Origin of the sequence: Wenjunlia tyrosinilytica (genome assembly GCF_014646055.1) — a bacterium.
Classification (GTDB): Bacteria; Actinomycetota; Actinomycetes; order Streptomycetales; family Streptomycetaceae; genus Wenjunlia; species Wenjunlia tyrosinilytica.
On the sequence record NZ_BMMS01000009.1, the window covers coordinates 75,708 to 90,470 of the forward strand.

Annotated in this window: 18 protein-coding genes; 13 read left to right on the forward strand and 5 right to left on the reverse strand. The window is 68.8% G+C overall.

The annotated features are described in order from the left end of the window. Nucleotides 1-83: 83 nt before the first annotated feature. Nucleotides 84-1,202, forward strand: coding sequence for a phosphoserine transaminase (gene serC, locus IEY86_RS12040; protein ID WP_189131605.1), 1,119 nt, complete (start codon nucleotides 84-86; stop codon nucleotides 1,200-1,202). A 252-nt stretch (nucleotides 1,203-1,454) separates the two neighbouring features. Here the strand turns inward: serC and IEY86_RS12045 are convergent, their stop codons facing one another. Beyond that, nucleotides 1,455-2,450 carry a hypothetical protein gene (locus IEY86_RS12045; RefSeq protein ID WP_189131606.1) on the reverse strand — a complete coding sequence of 332 codons (996 nt, stop codon included), beginning with the start codon at nucleotides 2,448-2,450 and terminating at the stop codon, nucleotides 1,455-1,457. 43 nt (nucleotides 2,451-2,493) lie between these two features. Here IEY86_RS12045 and IEY86_RS12050 point away from each other — a divergent pair, with 43 nt between their 5' ends. The 7 genes from IEY86_RS12050 (at nucleotide 2,494) to IEY86_RS12080 (ending at nucleotide 6,823) form a co-directional block, all read left to right on the forward strand. Next, a complete protein-coding gene (locus IEY86_RS12050; protein WP_229698355.1) occupies nucleotides 2,494-3,195 on the forward strand; it encodes a GDSL-type esterase/lipase family protein in 702 nt (233 codons plus the stop codon). A gap of 77 nt (nucleotides 3,196-3,272) precedes the next feature. Further along, complete coding sequence (locus IEY86_RS12055) at nucleotides 3,273-4,256, forward strand: aldo/keto reductase (RefSeq protein WP_189131607.1); 984 nt, start codon at nucleotides 3,273-3,275, stop codon at nucleotides 4,254-4,256. Between the two features lie 165 nt (nucleotides 4,257-4,421). After that, nucleotides 4,422-4,649 carry a hypothetical protein gene (locus tag IEY86_RS12060; RefSeq protein ID WP_373287001.1) on the forward strand — a complete coding sequence of 76 codons (228 nt, stop codon included), beginning with the start codon at nucleotides 4,422-4,424 and terminating at the stop codon, nucleotides 4,647-4,649. Continuing rightward, nucleotides 4,633-5,145, forward strand: coding sequence for a DUF6879 family protein (locus IEY86_RS12065; protein WP_189131608.1), 513 nt, complete (start codon nucleotides 4,633-4,635; stop codon nucleotides 5,143-5,145). The genes IEY86_RS12060 and IEY86_RS12065 overlap by 17 nt, the downstream gene beginning before the upstream one ends. Further along, entirely contained in the window at nucleotides 5,142-5,975 is an 834-nt protein-coding gene (locus IEY86_RS12070) for a helix-turn-helix domain-containing protein (protein WP_189131609.1), read from the forward strand. The genes IEY86_RS12065 and IEY86_RS12070 overlap by 4 nt, the downstream gene beginning before the upstream one ends. 95 nt (nucleotides 5,976-6,070) lie before the next feature. Then, the gene (locus tag IEY86_RS12075; protein WP_189131610.1) at nucleotides 6,071-6,265 is read left to right on the forward strand and encodes a DUF397 domain-containing protein; all 195 of its coding nucleotides are present in this window, start codon (nucleotides 6,071-6,073) and stop codon (nucleotides 6,263-6,265) included. A 90-nt stretch (nucleotides 6,266-6,355) separates the two neighbouring features. Then, a complete protein-coding gene (locus tag IEY86_RS12080; RefSeq protein WP_189131611.1) occupies nucleotides 6,356-6,823 on the forward strand; it encodes a hypothetical protein in 468 nt (155 codons plus the stop codon). An 8-nt stretch (nucleotides 6,824-6,831) separates the two neighbouring features. On the opposite strand, the gene IEY86_RS36380 is transcribed toward IEY86_RS12080, so the two are convergent. Continuing rightward, nucleotides 6,832-7,179 carry a helix-turn-helix domain-containing protein gene (locus IEY86_RS36380; protein ID WP_229698356.1) on the reverse strand — a complete coding sequence of 116 codons (348 nt, stop codon included), beginning with the start codon at nucleotides 7,177-7,179 and terminating at the stop codon, nucleotides 6,832-6,834. Between the two features lie 513 nt (nucleotides 7,180-7,692). Here IEY86_RS36380 and IEY86_RS12090 point away from each other — a divergent pair. Further along, complete coding sequence (locus tag IEY86_RS12090) at nucleotides 7,693-8,289, forward strand: DUF5919 domain-containing protein (protein ID WP_308425133.1); 597 nt, start codon at nucleotides 7,693-7,695, stop codon at nucleotides 8,287-8,289. A gap of 28 nt (nucleotides 8,290-8,317) precedes the next feature. Further along, entirely contained in the window at nucleotides 8,318-8,536 is a 219-nt protein-coding gene (locus IEY86_RS12095) for a DUF397 domain-containing protein (protein ID WP_189131613.1), read from the forward strand. Nucleotides 8,537-8,680: 144 nt separating this feature from the next. On the opposite strand, the gene thpR is transcribed toward IEY86_RS12095, so the two are convergent. From thpR to IEY86_RS12110, 3 genes are all read right to left on the reverse strand, one after another. Then, the gene (gene thpR / locus IEY86_RS12100; RefSeq protein ID WP_189131614.1) at nucleotides 8,681-9,247 is read right to left on the reverse strand and encodes an RNA 2',3'-cyclic phosphodiesterase; all 567 of its coding nucleotides are present in this window, start codon (nucleotides 9,245-9,247) and stop codon (nucleotides 8,681-8,683) included. Nucleotides 9,248-9,453: 206 nt separating this feature from the next. After that, entirely contained in the window at nucleotides 9,454-10,740 is a 1,287-nt protein-coding gene (locus IEY86_RS12105; protein WP_229698372.1) for an MFS transporter, read from the reverse strand. Nucleotides 10,741-10,873: 133 nt separating this feature from the next. Continuing rightward, nucleotides 10,874-11,308: a MarR family winged helix-turn-helix transcriptional regulator gene (locus IEY86_RS12110; protein WP_189131616.1), complete on the reverse strand. Its 435-nt coding sequence runs from the start codon at nucleotides 11,306-11,308 to the stop codon at nucleotides 10,874-10,876. Nucleotides 11,309-11,467: 159 nt separating this feature from the next. Between IEY86_RS12110 and IEY86_RS12115 the strand changes: the two genes are divergently transcribed. The 3 genes from IEY86_RS12115 (at nucleotide 11,468) to IEY86_RS12125 (ending at nucleotide 14,752) form a co-directional block, all read left to right on the forward strand. Next, nucleotides 11,468-11,653: a ribbon-helix-helix protein, CopG family gene (locus IEY86_RS12115; RefSeq protein WP_189131617.1), complete on the forward strand. Its 186-nt coding sequence runs from the start codon at nucleotides 11,468-11,470 to the stop codon at nucleotides 11,651-11,653. Between the two features lie 150 nt (nucleotides 11,654-11,803). After that, complete coding sequence (locus IEY86_RS12120; protein WP_189131618.1) at nucleotides 11,804-12,172, forward strand: DUF2530 domain-containing protein; 369 nt, start codon at nucleotides 11,804-11,806, stop codon at nucleotides 12,170-12,172. Nucleotides 12,173-12,247: 75 nt separating this feature from the next. Next, a complete protein-coding gene (locus tag IEY86_RS12125) occupies nucleotides 12,248-14,752 on the forward strand; it encodes an HAD-IC family P-type ATPase (protein ID WP_189131619.1) in 2,505 nt (834 codons plus the stop codon). Nucleotides 14,753-14,763 lie beyond the last annotated feature (11 nt).

Genomic DNA, 14,763 nt, shown 5'->3' on the forward strand with positions numbered 1-14,763 from the left:
CAGAGTAGTCCGCCAGCTGATCACCTCATCTCACTAACTGGACTCTCCCTTGGGGCGCGAGGAGCGCCGACTAGGCTTCGACCGTGGCCGACATCCAGATTCCCGCTGACATCAAGCCCGCCGACGGTCGTTTCGGTTCGGGCCCGTCCAAGGTGCGTAGCGAGGCGCTGAGCGCCCTGGCCGCCACCGGCACCTCTCTTCTCGGCACCTCCCACCGCCAGGCCCCCGTCAAGAACCTGGTGGGCCGGGTCCGCGACGGAGTGCGCGCCCTGTTCTCCCTGCCCGAGGGGTACGAGGTCGTGCTCGGCAACGGCGGCTCCACCGCGTTCTGGGACATCGCCGCGGCGGGCCTGGTGCGCGAGAAGTCCCAGCACCTGTCCTTCGGCGAGTTCTCGTCGAAGTTCGCGGCGGCGACGAAGGCCGCCCCGTGGCTGGCCGAGCCGACCGTCGTGAAGTCCGACCCGGGCAGCCACCCGCAGCCGCACGCCGAGGCGGGCGTGGACGTGTACGCGTTCACCCACAACGAGACCTCGACCGGCGTCGCCGCCCCGATCCGGCGTGTGGAGGGCGCTGACGCCGGCTCTCTGGTCCTCGTCGACGCGACCTCCGGCGCGGGCGGTCTCCCGGTGGACATCACCCAGACCGATGTCTACTACTTCGCGCCGCAGAAGTCGTTCGCCTCCGACGGCGGCCTGTGGATCGGTGCCTTCTCCCCGGCGGCGCTGGCCCGCGCCGCCGAGATCGCCGACAGCGGACGCCACATCCCGGCGTTCTTCTCGCTGCCGACCGCGATCGACAACTCGCTCAAGAACCAGACCTACAACACCCCGGCGCTGTCCACCCTCTTCCTCCTCGCCGACCAGCTCGACTGGATCAACGGGCAGGGCGGGCTGGAGTGGGCCGTCTCGCGCACGGCCGATTCCTCCTCGCGGCTGTACGGGTGGGCGGACAAGTCCGAGTACGCGAGCCCGTTCGTCACCGACCCGGCCAAGCGGTCGCAGGTCGTCGGCACCATCGACTTCGCCGATTCCGTGGACGCGGCGGCGGTGGCCAAGGTGCTCAGGGCCAACGGGATCGTGGACACCGAGCCGTACCGCAAGCTCGGCCGCAACCAGCTGCGCGTGGCCATGTTCCCGGCCGTCGACCCTGCGGACGTCGAGGCGCTGACCGCCTGCGTCGACCACGTCATCGAGCGCCTCTGAGGCTCGGGCTCACCGCTCGCCTCCGACGCATGGGCGCAGCCCCCTCCCGGCAGTCCGGCCCTTCCCGGCCGGTCCGGGAGGGGGCTGCGCCGCGTCCGGCTCCTTCCCGCGCCCCCTCGGGGGTGCGGACTCCTTCCGGGGGCAGGCCCCTTCCGGGGGCAGGCTCCTTCCGAGGGCAGGCCCCTCCTGAGGGCAGGCCCCTCCCGGGGGCAGGCCCCTTGCGAGGGTGCGGTCTCCTTCCGGCGCGCCGGCTTACTTCCGACGCGCGCGCCGCAGCCCGAAGAACGCCAGCAGCGCCGCCACCACGACCGCCAGGCCGATCTTCGCCGTGCTCCCGGAACCCTGGTCCCCGTCCGCTCCCGCGTCCTTGTGCCCCCTGCCCGGCTTGGACGACTCCTTGGCCGCGTCGTCGGGCAGCATGTCGCCGCCGAGCCCGACCCTGAGCACCTCGCTGCCCTCGCCCTCACTGCTGAAGAGCACCGAGCGCCCGTCCGCGCCGAAGGTGACGCCCTCCCCCTGCGGCTGCACCGACAGCGGAAGGCTCTTCCGGTCGGACATCACCCCGTTCTTCCACCGGTACTCGGCCGCCCAGAAGTACCCGCGCAGCACCAGACGGGAGCCGTCGGGCGAGAACGAGCCGTCGGTCACCCAGGGCACATCGGCCACCCTGCGGAAGACATTCACCCTGCTCTCGGAGAGCGTGCGCGGCCCGCGGTAGAGCCCGCCGCCGCCCTCCTTCTTGCTGGCGATGTAGACCCGACCGGTGACGGGATCGACCATCATCGCCTCGGCGTTGCGCGGCCCGGCCCGGTACTGGACCCGATAGCGGACCGCGTCCACGGTCGTGTCCTTCAGCACCTTCGGCTCGGTGAAGCGGTAGATCCACACCTCGGGCCAGGTGCCGCCGAGGTTGTCCCCGATGTCGCCCACATAGATCTGGTCGTCCGGCCCGATGGAGATCGCCTCGACGTCGCGGGGGTCGATCCCGCGCAGCGTCACCCTGGCGACCGTCCGCCCCTTCCCGTCCACGGCGTAGACGTAGGGCCCGTCGCTGCTGTCGTTGTGCGTCCAGTACACCCCCGGATGCCGGCGGCTCGCCGCGATGCCACTGGACTCCTTGATCCTGCTGTCCTGGAACGAGAACGCGACCTCCGGCCGCCCACTGTCCGCCGAAGCGGGCAGCGCGGCGGGACCCGCGACGGCAGCGGCAACAGCGAGGGCAACCGCACACACAACAGACGCACGCATGCGCCAAGCCTGCCACCCCCGCGCCACACTCCACCCACGTCCCATGGATGATGTCCGAGTGCGTTTGATGTTCGTCGGCGATTCCATGACCGTTGGCAGCGCCGGTGACCACACCTGGCGCTACCGCATGTGGCAGCACCTGTGCGCCACCCTCGGCGGCCCGTTCACCATCGTGGGGCCCCGCCACGAACTCCACGACCCATGGGCGGACGCGCCCGTATCCCTCGACTACGCCGACCCGGGCTTCCCGCGGAAGGCCCGCCACCATCTGGCGGGGTGGGGCGAGGGCTGGTGCCATATGACCCCGCTGATACGCGAGACGGTGGCCCGCCACCGCCCCGATCTCCTGCTGGTCTCCCTCGGCCTGATCGACCTCGGCTTCTACACCGACGCCGCCGACACCGCCGAGAACCTGCGCCTGTTCATCGCCGAGGCCAGGGCCGCCAACCCGGGCATCCATATGGTGCTCCTGCCGGTGATCCCCAACACACGGGCACTGACCGACCCGCTGTTCCTGGCCGAGTGCGACCAGCTGAACGAACGCATGGCCAAGGCCGTCGCCGACCTCGACACCGACGCCTCCCCCCTCCTGCTCGCGTCCCCGCCCCCGTACTGGGACCCGGACACCCACACGTACGACGGCACCCACCCCAACGCGCTCGGCGAACACCTTCTGGCCGCGGCCTTCGCCGACGCCATGCACCAGGCATGGGACCTGGGCGGCGAGTACTCCCCCGGCGTCTAGGGCCGAAGCCGCGGCCGCGGCAGCCCGCGAAGGCATGCCCCTTGCTTCGAGTGCACTCGAACGACTGGGATGGGGGCATGGAGTACACAAAGCTCGGCAGGACCGGACTCTCCGTGAGCCGTCTGGTGCTCGGCACCATGAACTTCGGCCCGCAGACCGACGAATCCAACAGTCACGCGATCATGGACGCCGCACTGGACGCGGGCGTCAACTTCTTCGACACGGCGAATGTGTACGGGTGGGGTGAGAACAAGGGCCGTACCGAAGAGATCATCGGGTCCTGGTTCGCCCAGGGCGGGGGCCGCCGCGAGAAGACGGTCCTGGCCACCAAGGTCTACGGCGACATGGGGGAGTGGCCGAACGAGGGGCGGCTGTCCGCCCTGAACATCCGCCGCGCCGCCGAGGCCAGCCTCAAACGACTCGGCACGGACTACATCGACCTCTACCAATTCCACCACATCGACCGGCGCACGCCCTGGGACGAGATCTGGCAGGCCATCGACGTCCTGGTCCAGCAGGGCAAGATCCTCTACACGGGATCGAGCAACTTCGCCGGATGGCACATAGCCCAGGCCAACGAGGCCGCGAGCAGGCGCCACTCGTTCGGTCTGGTCAGCGAGCAGTGCCTGTACAACCTGGCGGAGCGCCGCGCCGAGATGGAGGTCATCCCGGCGGCCCAGTCGTACGGCCTGGGCATCATCCCGTGGTCCCCCCTGCACGGCGGCCTGCTGGGAGGGGCGATCCGCAAGGAGCGCGAGTCGGCGGGCTCTCGTTCGACGTCGGGCCGCTCGGCGGACGCGCTGAGCAGTGCCAAACAGCGCGAGCAGATCCAGGCGTACGAGGACCTTCTCGAAAAGCACGGTTTGGAACCGGGCGAGGCCGCCCTGGCCTGGCTTCTGACCCGCCCCGGCGTAACGGGCCCGATCGTGGGCCCGCGCACGGCGGAGCAGCTGACGTCCGCGTTGCGGGCGGTCGAATTGGACCTGAGCGACGACCTCCTGGAGGAACTCGACGAGATCTTCCCGGGCCCGGGCCCCTCCCCGGAGGCCTTCGCCTGGTAGGTCAGCGCCCAATGTCCCGCCGGGGCCGCCCCCGGCGGGACATTGGGAACCTGCGGTTTATGCGACAACGCGCATAGTCGCGTGAGCGCATGGACGATCCCGCCGCAGCCCTCGTACCGTCATCGGATACAGGGCCAAGCAGGCCCCGAATGAAGGGGTTTTCGCGTGTCTGAGCGAGCAGGGCTGACCCGCCTGACCGGTAAGGCCGAAGGTGATGGTGGCGGCAACGGCGAGTGCGGACAGTCGGATTGTCCGAACGTATATCGCACCGAGAAGGGGACGTTAGTCGTCCAGGGAGACGTGTTCAAAGGCTTCACTCCGCCTGAGGGTGAAGGGCTTGTCGAGATCCCGGAGAGCGTGCTGCGGGAGGCGTTCTATGCTCTTGGACGGTGACGAGTGGACGGCCAAGTTCCAAAAGTTCGAGACGGAAGCCTGGCGGCTTGAGACGATGCCCCACTATCACGTTCCCCAAGAGGCGGACGAGTTTTCTCGGTTCCTCACCGGGGAGCGATTCTCCGAACCCATCGAGGACTCCTGGACTTCCCTCATCCGGAATCATAGGGAAGCCGGGAGGACTATCGGGCGCGTGCACGTCGTGACTCGCCCCCTTTCCCCGTATCTCCAGTTCGAGTTCGCACGCTACTACCAACACCAGGCAGCGATCGGGGAAGACATCCGAATCCTCGATGTGACCGAACGAGAAAATCCCCTGCCGGACGTCCAGGACTTCTGGATGTTCGACAGGTCAACGGTCGTCCTCATGCACTTCGAGGAGGACGGCAGGCAACTCGGCCGCGAACTGCACGCGGGAGACCTCGCCCCGTTCTGCGAGTATCAGCGAATCGCCCTCGCCGAATCTGTTCCATTTCAGGAGTACGTGGCGGGGTGACGCTCGAACCCGAGCAGATGGGTCAGTCGCAGCAGGAGCTGGCCTACATGCTCAAAGCACTCCGAAAGCGGGCCGGTCTCTCCGGAGACCGGCTCGCTGCACGTTGCAACATATCTCAGTCGAAGATCAGCCGGATCGAGAACGGCAGGGTGCGGCCGAGCCTCGTCGACATCGAACGCATCTTGACTGCCTTGGATGTACCCCCGCGCGTAGCGGCGGAAGTGTCCGCCCTGGCGCGCATCGCGAACACCGAATGGCAGGACGCGCGGGCCATGAGGCGCAAAGGGCTGGACAAAAAACAGTGGGAGCTGGCCGGGTTGGAGTCCTCATCGACGGAACTCCGCTACTTCCTGCTCTCGATGATCACAGGGTTGCTCTCCACCCCGGAGTACATCCGCGCCACCCTGTCGCACGTTCCCGGCGACCACAGCAATACCATTGCGAAGAAGTTGGAGCGGCAGGAAGTCCTCTACGACCGCTCGAAGCGGTTTACGTTCATCCTCACCGAGCAAGCGGCTCGCTCTCCCTTCGTGTCGCCCGACGCGATGGCGGTTCAGCTTGATCGCCTGGTCTCCTTGAGCCGCCTCCCCAATGTGCGCCTGGCGGTACTCCCGATGGAAATTCCTTTGCCGGGTTGCCCGCTGAATACCTTCACCATTTACGACAGCCGCCTGTCGACGGTCGAGATTTCGACGGGCGTCATGGTCTTCCGAGACCCCAGGGACGTGCGCGACCACTTCGACGAGTTCTCGGGCTACGAGCGACACGCCCTCTTCGGCGACGAAGCCAGGGAGAAGATCGAGGAATGGTCGGCGGCCTTCCGTTCATGATTTTCAGTCCGAAACGCGAAATGTTCTGGAATTCGGCACCCTCGACCCGACAGCATTGCGACAAGCCGAGTCCGATCCGATGCCAGGGAGGAACCATGGCGCAGTACGAGTTCCGGACCGCTGCCGCGTGCGGTGGGCCGTGCACCGAGGGGTGTGTGGAGGTGGCGACGAACGTCAGCGGCATCGTCGCGATACGTGACACGAAGACCGAGGCCGTCATGCAGTTCACCCCGCGGGAATGGCAGGACTTCCTGGCGGGCGCGAAGGCCGGGGAGTTCGACCTCGCCTGACCCCTGGCACCGCTTTCACAACCCAGGCGCGGCCCTCGGTCCTTCCCCCAAGGACCGAGGGCCACACGGACTTCACGGACAGGTTGCGTCGTGCATCACCATGGCTATCTCTGGCTGGGAGACAAGGCCCGATTCGACACCGAGAGCATTCGCCGCCCCGCGCCCGGGGTTGAGCCCGCGCCGACCAGTCCCCCCGAGGTGGTGGAGCGGTACCGGCAGGCGGTGGGTGAGTTTCCGGTGTCGGAGGTGCCCCCGATCGAATCGGCGTTCTGGTTGCTGAAGCCGTCCAGGCTCATTCGCGGCACCTGGGAGGAGCCGAAGGAAGCTGCGCAGTGGCTGAGCCGTCAACTCACCGAGTACGCACCTCGGTTCTCCTCCGAGTATGACCAGGACAGAAGCCGCTTGGAGCTCCACGTCACCTCAGCCACGGAACGACTGACGTGGGGCGGCGACGTGACCCTCGGCTTCTACCTCGGGCAGGCTCAGTTCCTCAGCCTCTCCGTCGTGACGTGCTCCCCCAACCGCGCCGCCCCCGAACTGGCCTGCCCGGCCCGGTAGCGGACGGGCTATGGCTCCGGGTGCGAGAACGCCCACGCCGCCAGGGCCGCGATATTGGCCCTGATCTCGTTGTCCACCCGCAACGGGCCGAGGCGGCCCACCTGCTCGGCCTCCAGCATGGGAAGTGCTTCCTTGAACAGCCCTCCGGCGTCGAGCACGTCGTCGAGCATCAGGAGGTAGCTCTCCCCCGGCACCCTTCGCCCGCACTCGACCATGCCGATCATCCCGCCCGAGTAGTGGAGCAACTCGGCCAGTTCCTGCTGGGTCAGCCCCGCCCGGCGGCGGAAGTGCGTGGCCACGGCCCCGAAGAACGCGAGCGCGGGCGTGATGGGGGGTTCGGGCTTGCGCGGGCTCACAGGTCCGCCACCCCGAGCGCATTCCGCCGACCGCCCCGGCCCAGCCGGTCCGCGCACCGCGCGCACCGGCAGGGAGGCCAGGGCCCATTGGCCGGCGCGGTAAAGGAGAGCGGCCCGCGCGCCACAGCCGTGACAGTCAACGGACGGCTGACCACCCCGTACCGGTCCACCTGATACACCCTCATCGTCATATTGCTGATCGGCGCCATCAAGCCGACTCCCCGATGTCAATCGTTTGGCGTGTATCCGGATCATCGCCCGACGTACCGATGAGTGCGCCTCCCAAGTAGCGGACCGTCAGGCGGCCTTGGCGCTATGGTCAAAGACGCCCAAACGTCGCGGGGAGGAACATTGAACACTGCGTTACGGCGTGCTATGGACGACCGGAAGGTCTCCCCTCGGCAGCTTGCCGCCCGAGCGGGGGTCACTGCGAAGACGGTGGAACGATGGCTCTCTGATCCAGAGCTCGTTCCGCACCCTCGGAGCAGAGCCGACGTCGCCGAGACGCTAGGGGTGAGTGAGGACATGCTGTGGCCGAAATCCGTCAGGTCGGCCGTCAAGACGGGACACGACCGGGAAGTCGTCAGCGTCTACCCCTACCGCGCCGCCTGCCCGTCGACGGTGTGGGCCGAGCTCATCGCCTCCGCGGAGCGCGAGCTCATCTTCGCCGGCTACACGAACTACTTCCTCTGGCTGGAGCAACCGGCCTTCCACGCGACGCTCAAGGCGAAGGCGCGGACCGGCTGCCGGATCCGCTTCCTCATCGGCGATCCCGACAGCGAGCTGACAAGGGCCCGCGAGCGGATCGAGGACGTCGCCCTGACCGTCGGGACGCGAATTCGCATCACCCTCGAGAACCTCGACAAGCTTCGGCAGGCCGAGGGAATCGAAATGCGCTTCTGCGGTCCGGACGACGCCCCGAACTTCATCTCCCTGAGCGTCTTCCGATTCGATGACGACGCGCTTGTGACGCCCCACCTGGCGCTGCTGTCCGGGCACGATTCGCCCATGATGCACCTGCGCAAGCGCGACGAGGGCGGGCTGTTCGACCGGTTCACCGAGCATGCGGACGTGCTCTGGTCCCGCGCCATCGAACCCCCGGCACGTTGATCCCAACCAGCAAGGGAGGCCGTAAGCCATGCGAACCACCCCCGACCTGAGCGCCGCCGTGTGGCGCAAGAGCAGCTACAGCAATACGAACGGGGGGAACTGCGTCGAGGTCGCAGACGGCCTCGACAGCGCCGTGCCCGTTCGCGATTCCAAGGATCCCCAGGGGCCTGCCCTGCTCTTTCCCACCGCCGCGTGGGCCTCGTTCATCGCAGGGATCAAGACAGGCGACTTCCCCACCAGTCCCTGAGGGGCGGGGCGCGGCCGCGGTGCGCCGAATCGCTACCTGGCCACCTGGCTGACGATCACTACCACCAGGAGGAGGAGCAGGCATGCGCTGAGGACGCGGGTGCGGGTCTTCGGGTTCACGCATTCAACGGTAACCGCACGCCGGTCATCCCTTGTCCGCCCCCTTGCCCAGAGGCCACCGCTCCACCGTCTCGTACACCGGGGGCTGCCCCACTCCCGCCGTGGTGCTGCTCATCAGCCGGATCGAGTCCGCCGGCCAGGCACTGCCCTCGAAGCCCTCCAGCGCCCGCCGGAACGGCCGCAGATCGACCGGCGACCGGCTGCGCGCCAGCGTCAGGTGCGCCTTGAAGGGGCGCTCGTCGGCGTCGATGCCCGTGCGGCGGGCCGCGGCGGCGGTGGAGTCGGCGAGGCGGCCGAGGGCCCGGCGGCCGTCGGTGACGCCCGTCCACAGGGCCCGGTCGGCGAAGCGGCCGCCTCCCGCGAGGCGCAGTTCCATCGGCTCATGGCGGTGGGCGGCGCGGGCGAGGCGGGTGCCCAGCTCGGGCAGGAGGGAGGGGTCCACGTCGCCGAGGAAGGCCAGTGTGAGATGCCACCCGGCCTGCTCGGTGAACCGCAGCCGGTCGGCATCGGGGAGCTTGTGGAGCGGAGCGAGGGCTGCCGCCAGCTCGGCGACGGCGGCCGGGGGCGGCTGGACCGCGACGAAGAGCCTCATGCGGACAGTCTCTCCATTTCCCCGGCTTCCTCGATACGGTCGCCGCTATGAAGATCAGACCGCGGAGGTCGACCCAGGCGTCCCGGCGGGGGCGCGTTCACCGAGCGGGGAGTGGACGGGTCGGCTCCTGGAGATGAGGCTCTGACCCAGCCGGGCCGGACAAGGGCCCGGCTGGTCTCACAGCCCGACCGGCGGCCCCTTGGAGCTCACGCCGCCGCGGTCAGCTTCTCTCTGGGGACAAAGGCGATCAGCGGGTGGCCCTTGCCCCGGTGCAGGTCGACCTTGACCCGCAGATTGCCTATTCGGGCCAGGACCAGGCCCACCACGACGGCCGCGCCGACGGAGACCAGGCCGCCGGAGAGAAAGCCCACGCGGGCGCCGTACGTGTCGGTCACCCAGCCGACGATGGGGGCACCGATCGGGGTGCCGCCCATGAACACCATCAGGAACAGGCTCATCACCCGGCCGCGCATGGCCGGGTCGGTGGCCAGCTGGACCGAGGAGTTCGCCGTGGTGTTGAAGGTCAGGCCGAACAGCCCGATCGGGACCAGCAGGGCGGCGAACAGCCAGAACGCCGGCGAGAGCGCCGCCGCGGCCTCGAGCACGCCGAAGATCAGCGCGCAGCCGACCAGCATGCGCATCCTCGTGGTGCCGCGCCGGGCCGCCAGCAGGGCGCCGAGCAGGGATCCCGCGGCCATGAGCGTGTTGAGCAGGCCGTAGGTGCCCGCCCCGGCGTGGTAGACGTCGTCGACGTAGGCGGTCAGCCAGATCGGGAAGTTGTATCCGAATGTGCCGATGAAGCCGACCAGCACGATCGGCCAGATCAGATCGGGGCGTCCGGCCACGTATCGCAGGCCCTCGCGCAGTTGCCCCTTCTCGCGCGGGACGCGCGGGATGCGGTGCAGCTCGGACTCCCGCATCAGCATCAGCGCGGTCAGCGGCGCGATGAACGACACACCGTTGAGCGCGAACGCCCAGCCGCTGCCGACGGCCGCGATCAGCACACCCGCCACGGCGGGGCCGATGATGCGGGCGGTCTGGAAGTTGGCGGCGTTCAGACTGACGGCGTTGCGCACGTCCTGGGGGCCGACCATCTCGACGACGAACGCCTGACGGGTCGGGTTGTCCACGACGGTGGCGAGGCCGAGCAGGAACGCGATCAGGTAGACATGCCAGACCTCGACGGTGCCGGAGAGGGTGAGGACGGCGAGCGCCAGACCCAGCAGGCCCATGGTGGCCTGGGTGATCAGCAGGAGGGTGCGCTTGGCGTACCGGTCGGCGATCACTCCGCCGTACAGGCCGAACAGCAGCATGGGGAGGAACTGAAGCGCCGTGGTGATGCCCACGGCGGCGGAGGAGCCGGTCAGGCTGAGGACCAGCCAGTCCTGTGCGATCCTCTGCATCCAGGTGCCTGTGTTGGAGACGACCTGGCCACCGGCGAACAGCCGGTAGTTGCGGACCTTGAGCGAGCTGAAGGTACCGCGCTTGGTGATGGGTTCTTCGGGTTCGGTTGCGACTTCGGCTGGTTCTGAGGCCGAACTCAACGGGGCATCTCCTTAACCTACGTGCACCTGTGTGCACCTGCGTGCACCGCTGTGCATCCACATGCGTACAAACGTGCGGCGGCTACATCTCGGCGAGCTTCTCCAGGATCGGTGCCGCCTCACGGAGCTTGCGCCACTCGTCCTCGGTCAGTCCGCTCGCCAGCTCCGCCAGCCAGGCGTTGCGGCGACGGCGGCTCTCCTCAAGGATCGCCTCGGCCTGCTCCGTCTGCGACACGACGATCTGCCGTCGGTCGTCCGGATGGGGCTCCCTGCTGACCAGGCCCTTGGCCTCCAGCATCGCCACGATGCGGGTCATCGAGGGCGGCTGGACGTGCTCCTTGCGCGCCAGTTCCCCCGGGGTGGCCGAGCCACAACGGGTGAGCGTGCCGAGCACGGACATCTCCGTCGGGCTGAGCGACTCGTCGACGCGCTGGTGGCGCAGTCGCCGCGACAGACGCAGGACCGCCGCTCGCAGGCTGCTCACCGCGGTGAGGTCGTCCTTGGACAGTTCCGCCATGTCGTTAGCGTAACTCATTACCCTCGCTAAGGAAAATGCGAACAGGAAGGAATGCCGGAACAGACCAAACCCGACCGGACCGATCACACTTTGGGCGGACTACGGCGAAAACGAGAGAATCCATCGCATCCGTGCTCACCGCGCGCGAGCATGACCGGTATGGGGACGACAGTGCTCAGCCTTCGCCTCGACAGCGATCTGCTCGAGAGGATCAGGATGCGCGCGGCTCAGCGCGGCACGACCGTGCGGGACTACGTGCTGGACACCCTGACGCGCGACGACTTCGACCAGCGCTTCAGCGCCTCCGTGGAGGAGGCCCAGGAACTCTACGGGGACGCCTCCTAGGCGCCCCCGTCGCACATGGGTCGGCCCAGGCACGGAACGTCCGTTCCCGCCCCTGGGCCGACCCGTGCCGCTACCGCCGGACGAACAGCATCTGCGCGCGTAGACACCGGGCCGACCTTGTGCCTTCGTCCAAGCCCTAGGCTGAGCCTCATGGCCAAGACCCCGCTCCGCCCGGCCCCCGAGCCCCTCGAGGCGAACGATGTGGCGATCGTCACCGGAGGCACGATCCTCTGGTTCGTCCTCTTCCTCGTCCAGCTGCCGTTCTACGGCTGGTTCGACGACCACGGGCACGCCTGGTGGGTGTGGACCTGCCTCGCCGGAGCCGGGCTGGGCCTGATCGGCCTGTGGTATGTGCGGCGCAGGCGGGACGCCATCCGCCGCCACGAGCGGTCCGGGAACGGGCCGGGGAACGGGAACGGGAAGGGGCCGGGGAGCGGGCCGGGGGCCGGTCACGACGGCGGGCAGGAGAGCGGCCCGGACAGCGGACGGTCCGGACAGGACCCTGCGACCCGGGGATGATCCGGGTCCTCCTCCGGTACCGTTCCTGGCCGCCACCACAGGCATTCACGACCGACCGCCCGTAACGTCGGTGGCATGACCGATCGGACCGGGACCGACGCGGCCGTGCCCGCGGCCCGTGTCAGCGGGCTCACCGAGGCCGAGGTCGGCGAGCGGGTCGCCCGCGGAGACGTCAACGACATCCCCGTCCGCTCCTCCCGCAGCACCGCCGAGATCGTCAAGGCGAATGTCTTCACCCGCTTCAACGCGATCATCGGCGTGCTCTTCGTGATCATCGTCGCGGTCGCGCCGATCCAGGACGGCCTGTTCGGCTTCGTCATCATCGCGAACACCTTCATCGGCATCATCCAGGAACTGCGCGCCAAGAAGACCCTGGACGGCCTCGCGCTCATCGGCGAGGCGAGACCCGTCGTCCGCCGTGCGGGCCGCGCCCTCGAGGTGTCGACCGCCGAGATCGTCCTCGACGACGTCGTCGAACTCGGCCCAGGCGACAAGGCCGTCGTCGACGGGGTTGTGGTCCAGGCAGAGGGGCTGGAGATCGACGAGTCCCTGCTGACCGGCGAGGCCGACCCCGTCCTCAAGAACGCGGGCGACGAGGTGATGTCCGGCAGCTTCGTCGTGGCCGGGACCGGCGCCTTCACCGCCACCAAGGTCGGGCGCGAGGCCTACGCGGCGCGACTGGCGGAGGAGGCCAGCCGGTTCACCCTCGTCGCTTCCGAGCTGCGCAACGGCATCAACACCATCCTGCGGTACGTCACCTATCTGATGGCCCCTACCGCCCTCGCGCTCATCGCCAGCCAGCTCTACGTCGAGAAGCACGACTGGAAGGAAGCGGTGCGCAGGATGGTCGGCGGCATCGTGCCCATGGTCCCCGAAGGGCTGGTGCTGCTGACGTCCGTGGCGTTCGCGATCGGGGTCGTGCGGCTCGGCCGCCGGCAGTGCCTGGTGCAGGAACTGCCCGCCATCGAGGGGCTGGCCAGGGTGGACACGGTGTGCCTGGACAAGACCGGCACGCTCACCGAGGGCGGCATGGACGTCAAGGAGCTGATCGTCCTGGACGGGGAGGAAGGCCGCGCCCATCGTGCGCTGGGCGCCCTCGGCGCGTCCGACCAGCGCCCCAACGCCAGCCTCCAGGCGATCATCGAGGCGTACCCCTCCGGCTCGTCGCCCCCCTCCGGAGAGGGTCCCTCGGGCTCCCCCGGCCCTCCCGGCTCGTCGGGCTCCCCCGGCTCGTCGGACTCGCACGGCTCCTCGGGCTCCTCGGGCCCCTCGGGTGACGGCTGGCGGGCGGTGGAGACCCTGCCGTTCTCGTCCGCGCGCAAGTACAGCGGAGCGACGTTCGCCGAGCCCTCCGGCGAACGCAGCACCTGGCTGCTCGGCGCCCCCGACGTCCTGCTGCCCTACGAGCACGAGGCCCTGCCGGACATCGAGCGGCTCAACGAGCAGGGGATGCGCGTCCTCCTGCTCGCGCGGACGCGTGAGCGGCTGACCGATCCGGAGGCGGGGACACGGCCAGCCCCCGTGGCACTCGTCGTCCTCGAACAGCGGCTGCGCCCCGACGCCTCCGAGACGCTGCGGTACTTCGCCGATCAGAATGTCAGGGCGAAGGTGATCTCCGGCGACAACGCGGTGTCGGTCGGAGCTGTCGCCGCCACCCTCGGGCTGCCGGGCGCGGACACCCCGGTGGACGCCCGGATCCTGCCCGCCGAGAAGGACGCGATGGCGAAGGCGCTGGAGGGCGGCACGGTCTTCGGCCGGGTGACGCCCCAGCAGAAACGGGACATGGTGGGCGCGTTGCAGTCGCGCGGGCACACCGTGGCGATGACCGGTGACGGCGTCAATGACGTCCTGGCGCTCAAGGACGCCGACATCGGTGTGGCCATGGGCTCCGGGTCGGAGGCGACCCGGGCGGTGGCGCAGATCGTCCTGCTCAACAACAGCTTCTCCACGCTGCCTTCGGTGGTCGCCGAGGGACGGCGGGTCATCGGCAATATCGAGCGAGTCGCCAATCTCTTCCTCACCAAGACCGTCTACTCGGTGCTGCTGGCGCTGCTGGTGGCGATATTCCAGCTCCCCTATCCGTTCCTGCCCCGCCATTTGACGCTGCTGTCGACGCTGACGATCGGCATCCCGGCGTTCTTCCTGGCCCTGGCCCCGAACAAGGAGCGGGCGCGGCCCGGCTTCGTGCGCCGGGTGATGCGGTACGCGCTGCCCGCGGGGATCATCGCGGGGCTGGCGACCTTTGTCTCGTATCTGCTGGCGAGGCATCACTACTCGGGGCCGGAGGCGCTCCAGGCGGAGACGAGTGTGGCGACGCTGACGCTGTTCCTCGTGGCGATATGGGTGCTGGCGATCATCGCCCGGCCGTACACGTGGTGGCGGATCGGGCTGGTGCTGGCGATGGGCCTCGGGTTCTTCGTCGTGCTGGTCACCCCGTATCTGCAGACGTTCTTCGAGCTGAGGCTGGTCGGCGTCGAGGAGCCCTGGATGGGCGTGGGGGTCGCCGTGGTGGCGTCGGTGGTGCTGGAGTGCGTGTGGCGGCTGGAGGCCCGTGCGGCCAGAGCTCACCCCACCCACTAAGGTCTGCGTTC

Excerpts from the sequence above, each read along its gene's own strand:
- IEY86_RS12045 (WP_189131606.1), bottom strand. The coding sequence starts at position 2,450 with ATGCGTGCGTCTGTTGTGTGTGCGGTTGCCCTCGCTGTTGCCGCTGCC.
- IEY86_RS12050 (WP_229698355.1), top strand. The coding sequence starts at position 2,494 with ATGGATGATGTCCGAGTGCGTTTGATGTTCGTCGGCGATTCCATGACC.
- IEY86_RS12055 (WP_189131607.1), top strand. The coding sequence starts at position 3,273 with ATGGAGTACACAAAGCTCGGCAGGACCGGACTCTCCGTGAGCCGTCTG.
- IEY86_RS12065 (WP_189131608.1), top strand. The coding sequence starts at position 4,633 with ATGCTCTTGGACGGTGACGAGTGGACGGCCAAGTTCCAAAAGTTCGAG.
- IEY86_RS12075 (WP_189131610.1), top strand. The coding sequence starts at position 6,071 with ATGGCGCAGTACGAGTTCCGGACCGCTGCCGCGTGCGGTGGGCCGTGC.
- IEY86_RS12095 (WP_189131613.1), top strand. The coding sequence starts at position 8,318 with ATGCGAACCACCCCCGACCTGAGCGCCGCCGTGTGGCGCAAGAGCAGC.
- thpR (WP_189131614.1), bottom strand. The coding sequence starts at position 9,247 with ATGAGGCTCTTCGTCGCGGTCCAGCCGCCCCCGGCCGCCGTCGCCGAG.
- IEY86_RS12110 (WP_189131616.1), bottom strand. The coding sequence starts at position 11,308 with ATGGCGGAACTGTCCAAGGACGACCTCACCGCGGTGAGCAGCCTGCGA.
- IEY86_RS12115 (WP_189131617.1), top strand. The coding sequence starts at position 11,468 with ATGGGGACGACAGTGCTCAGCCTTCGCCTCGACAGCGATCTGCTCGAG.
- IEY86_RS12120 (WP_189131618.1), top strand. The coding sequence starts at position 11,804 with ATGGCCAAGACCCCGCTCCGCCCGGCCCCCGAGCCCCTCGAGGCGAAC.
- IEY86_RS12125 (WP_189131619.1), top strand. The coding sequence starts at position 12,248 with ATGACCGATCGGACCGGGACCGACGCGGCCGTGCCCGCGGCCCGTGTC.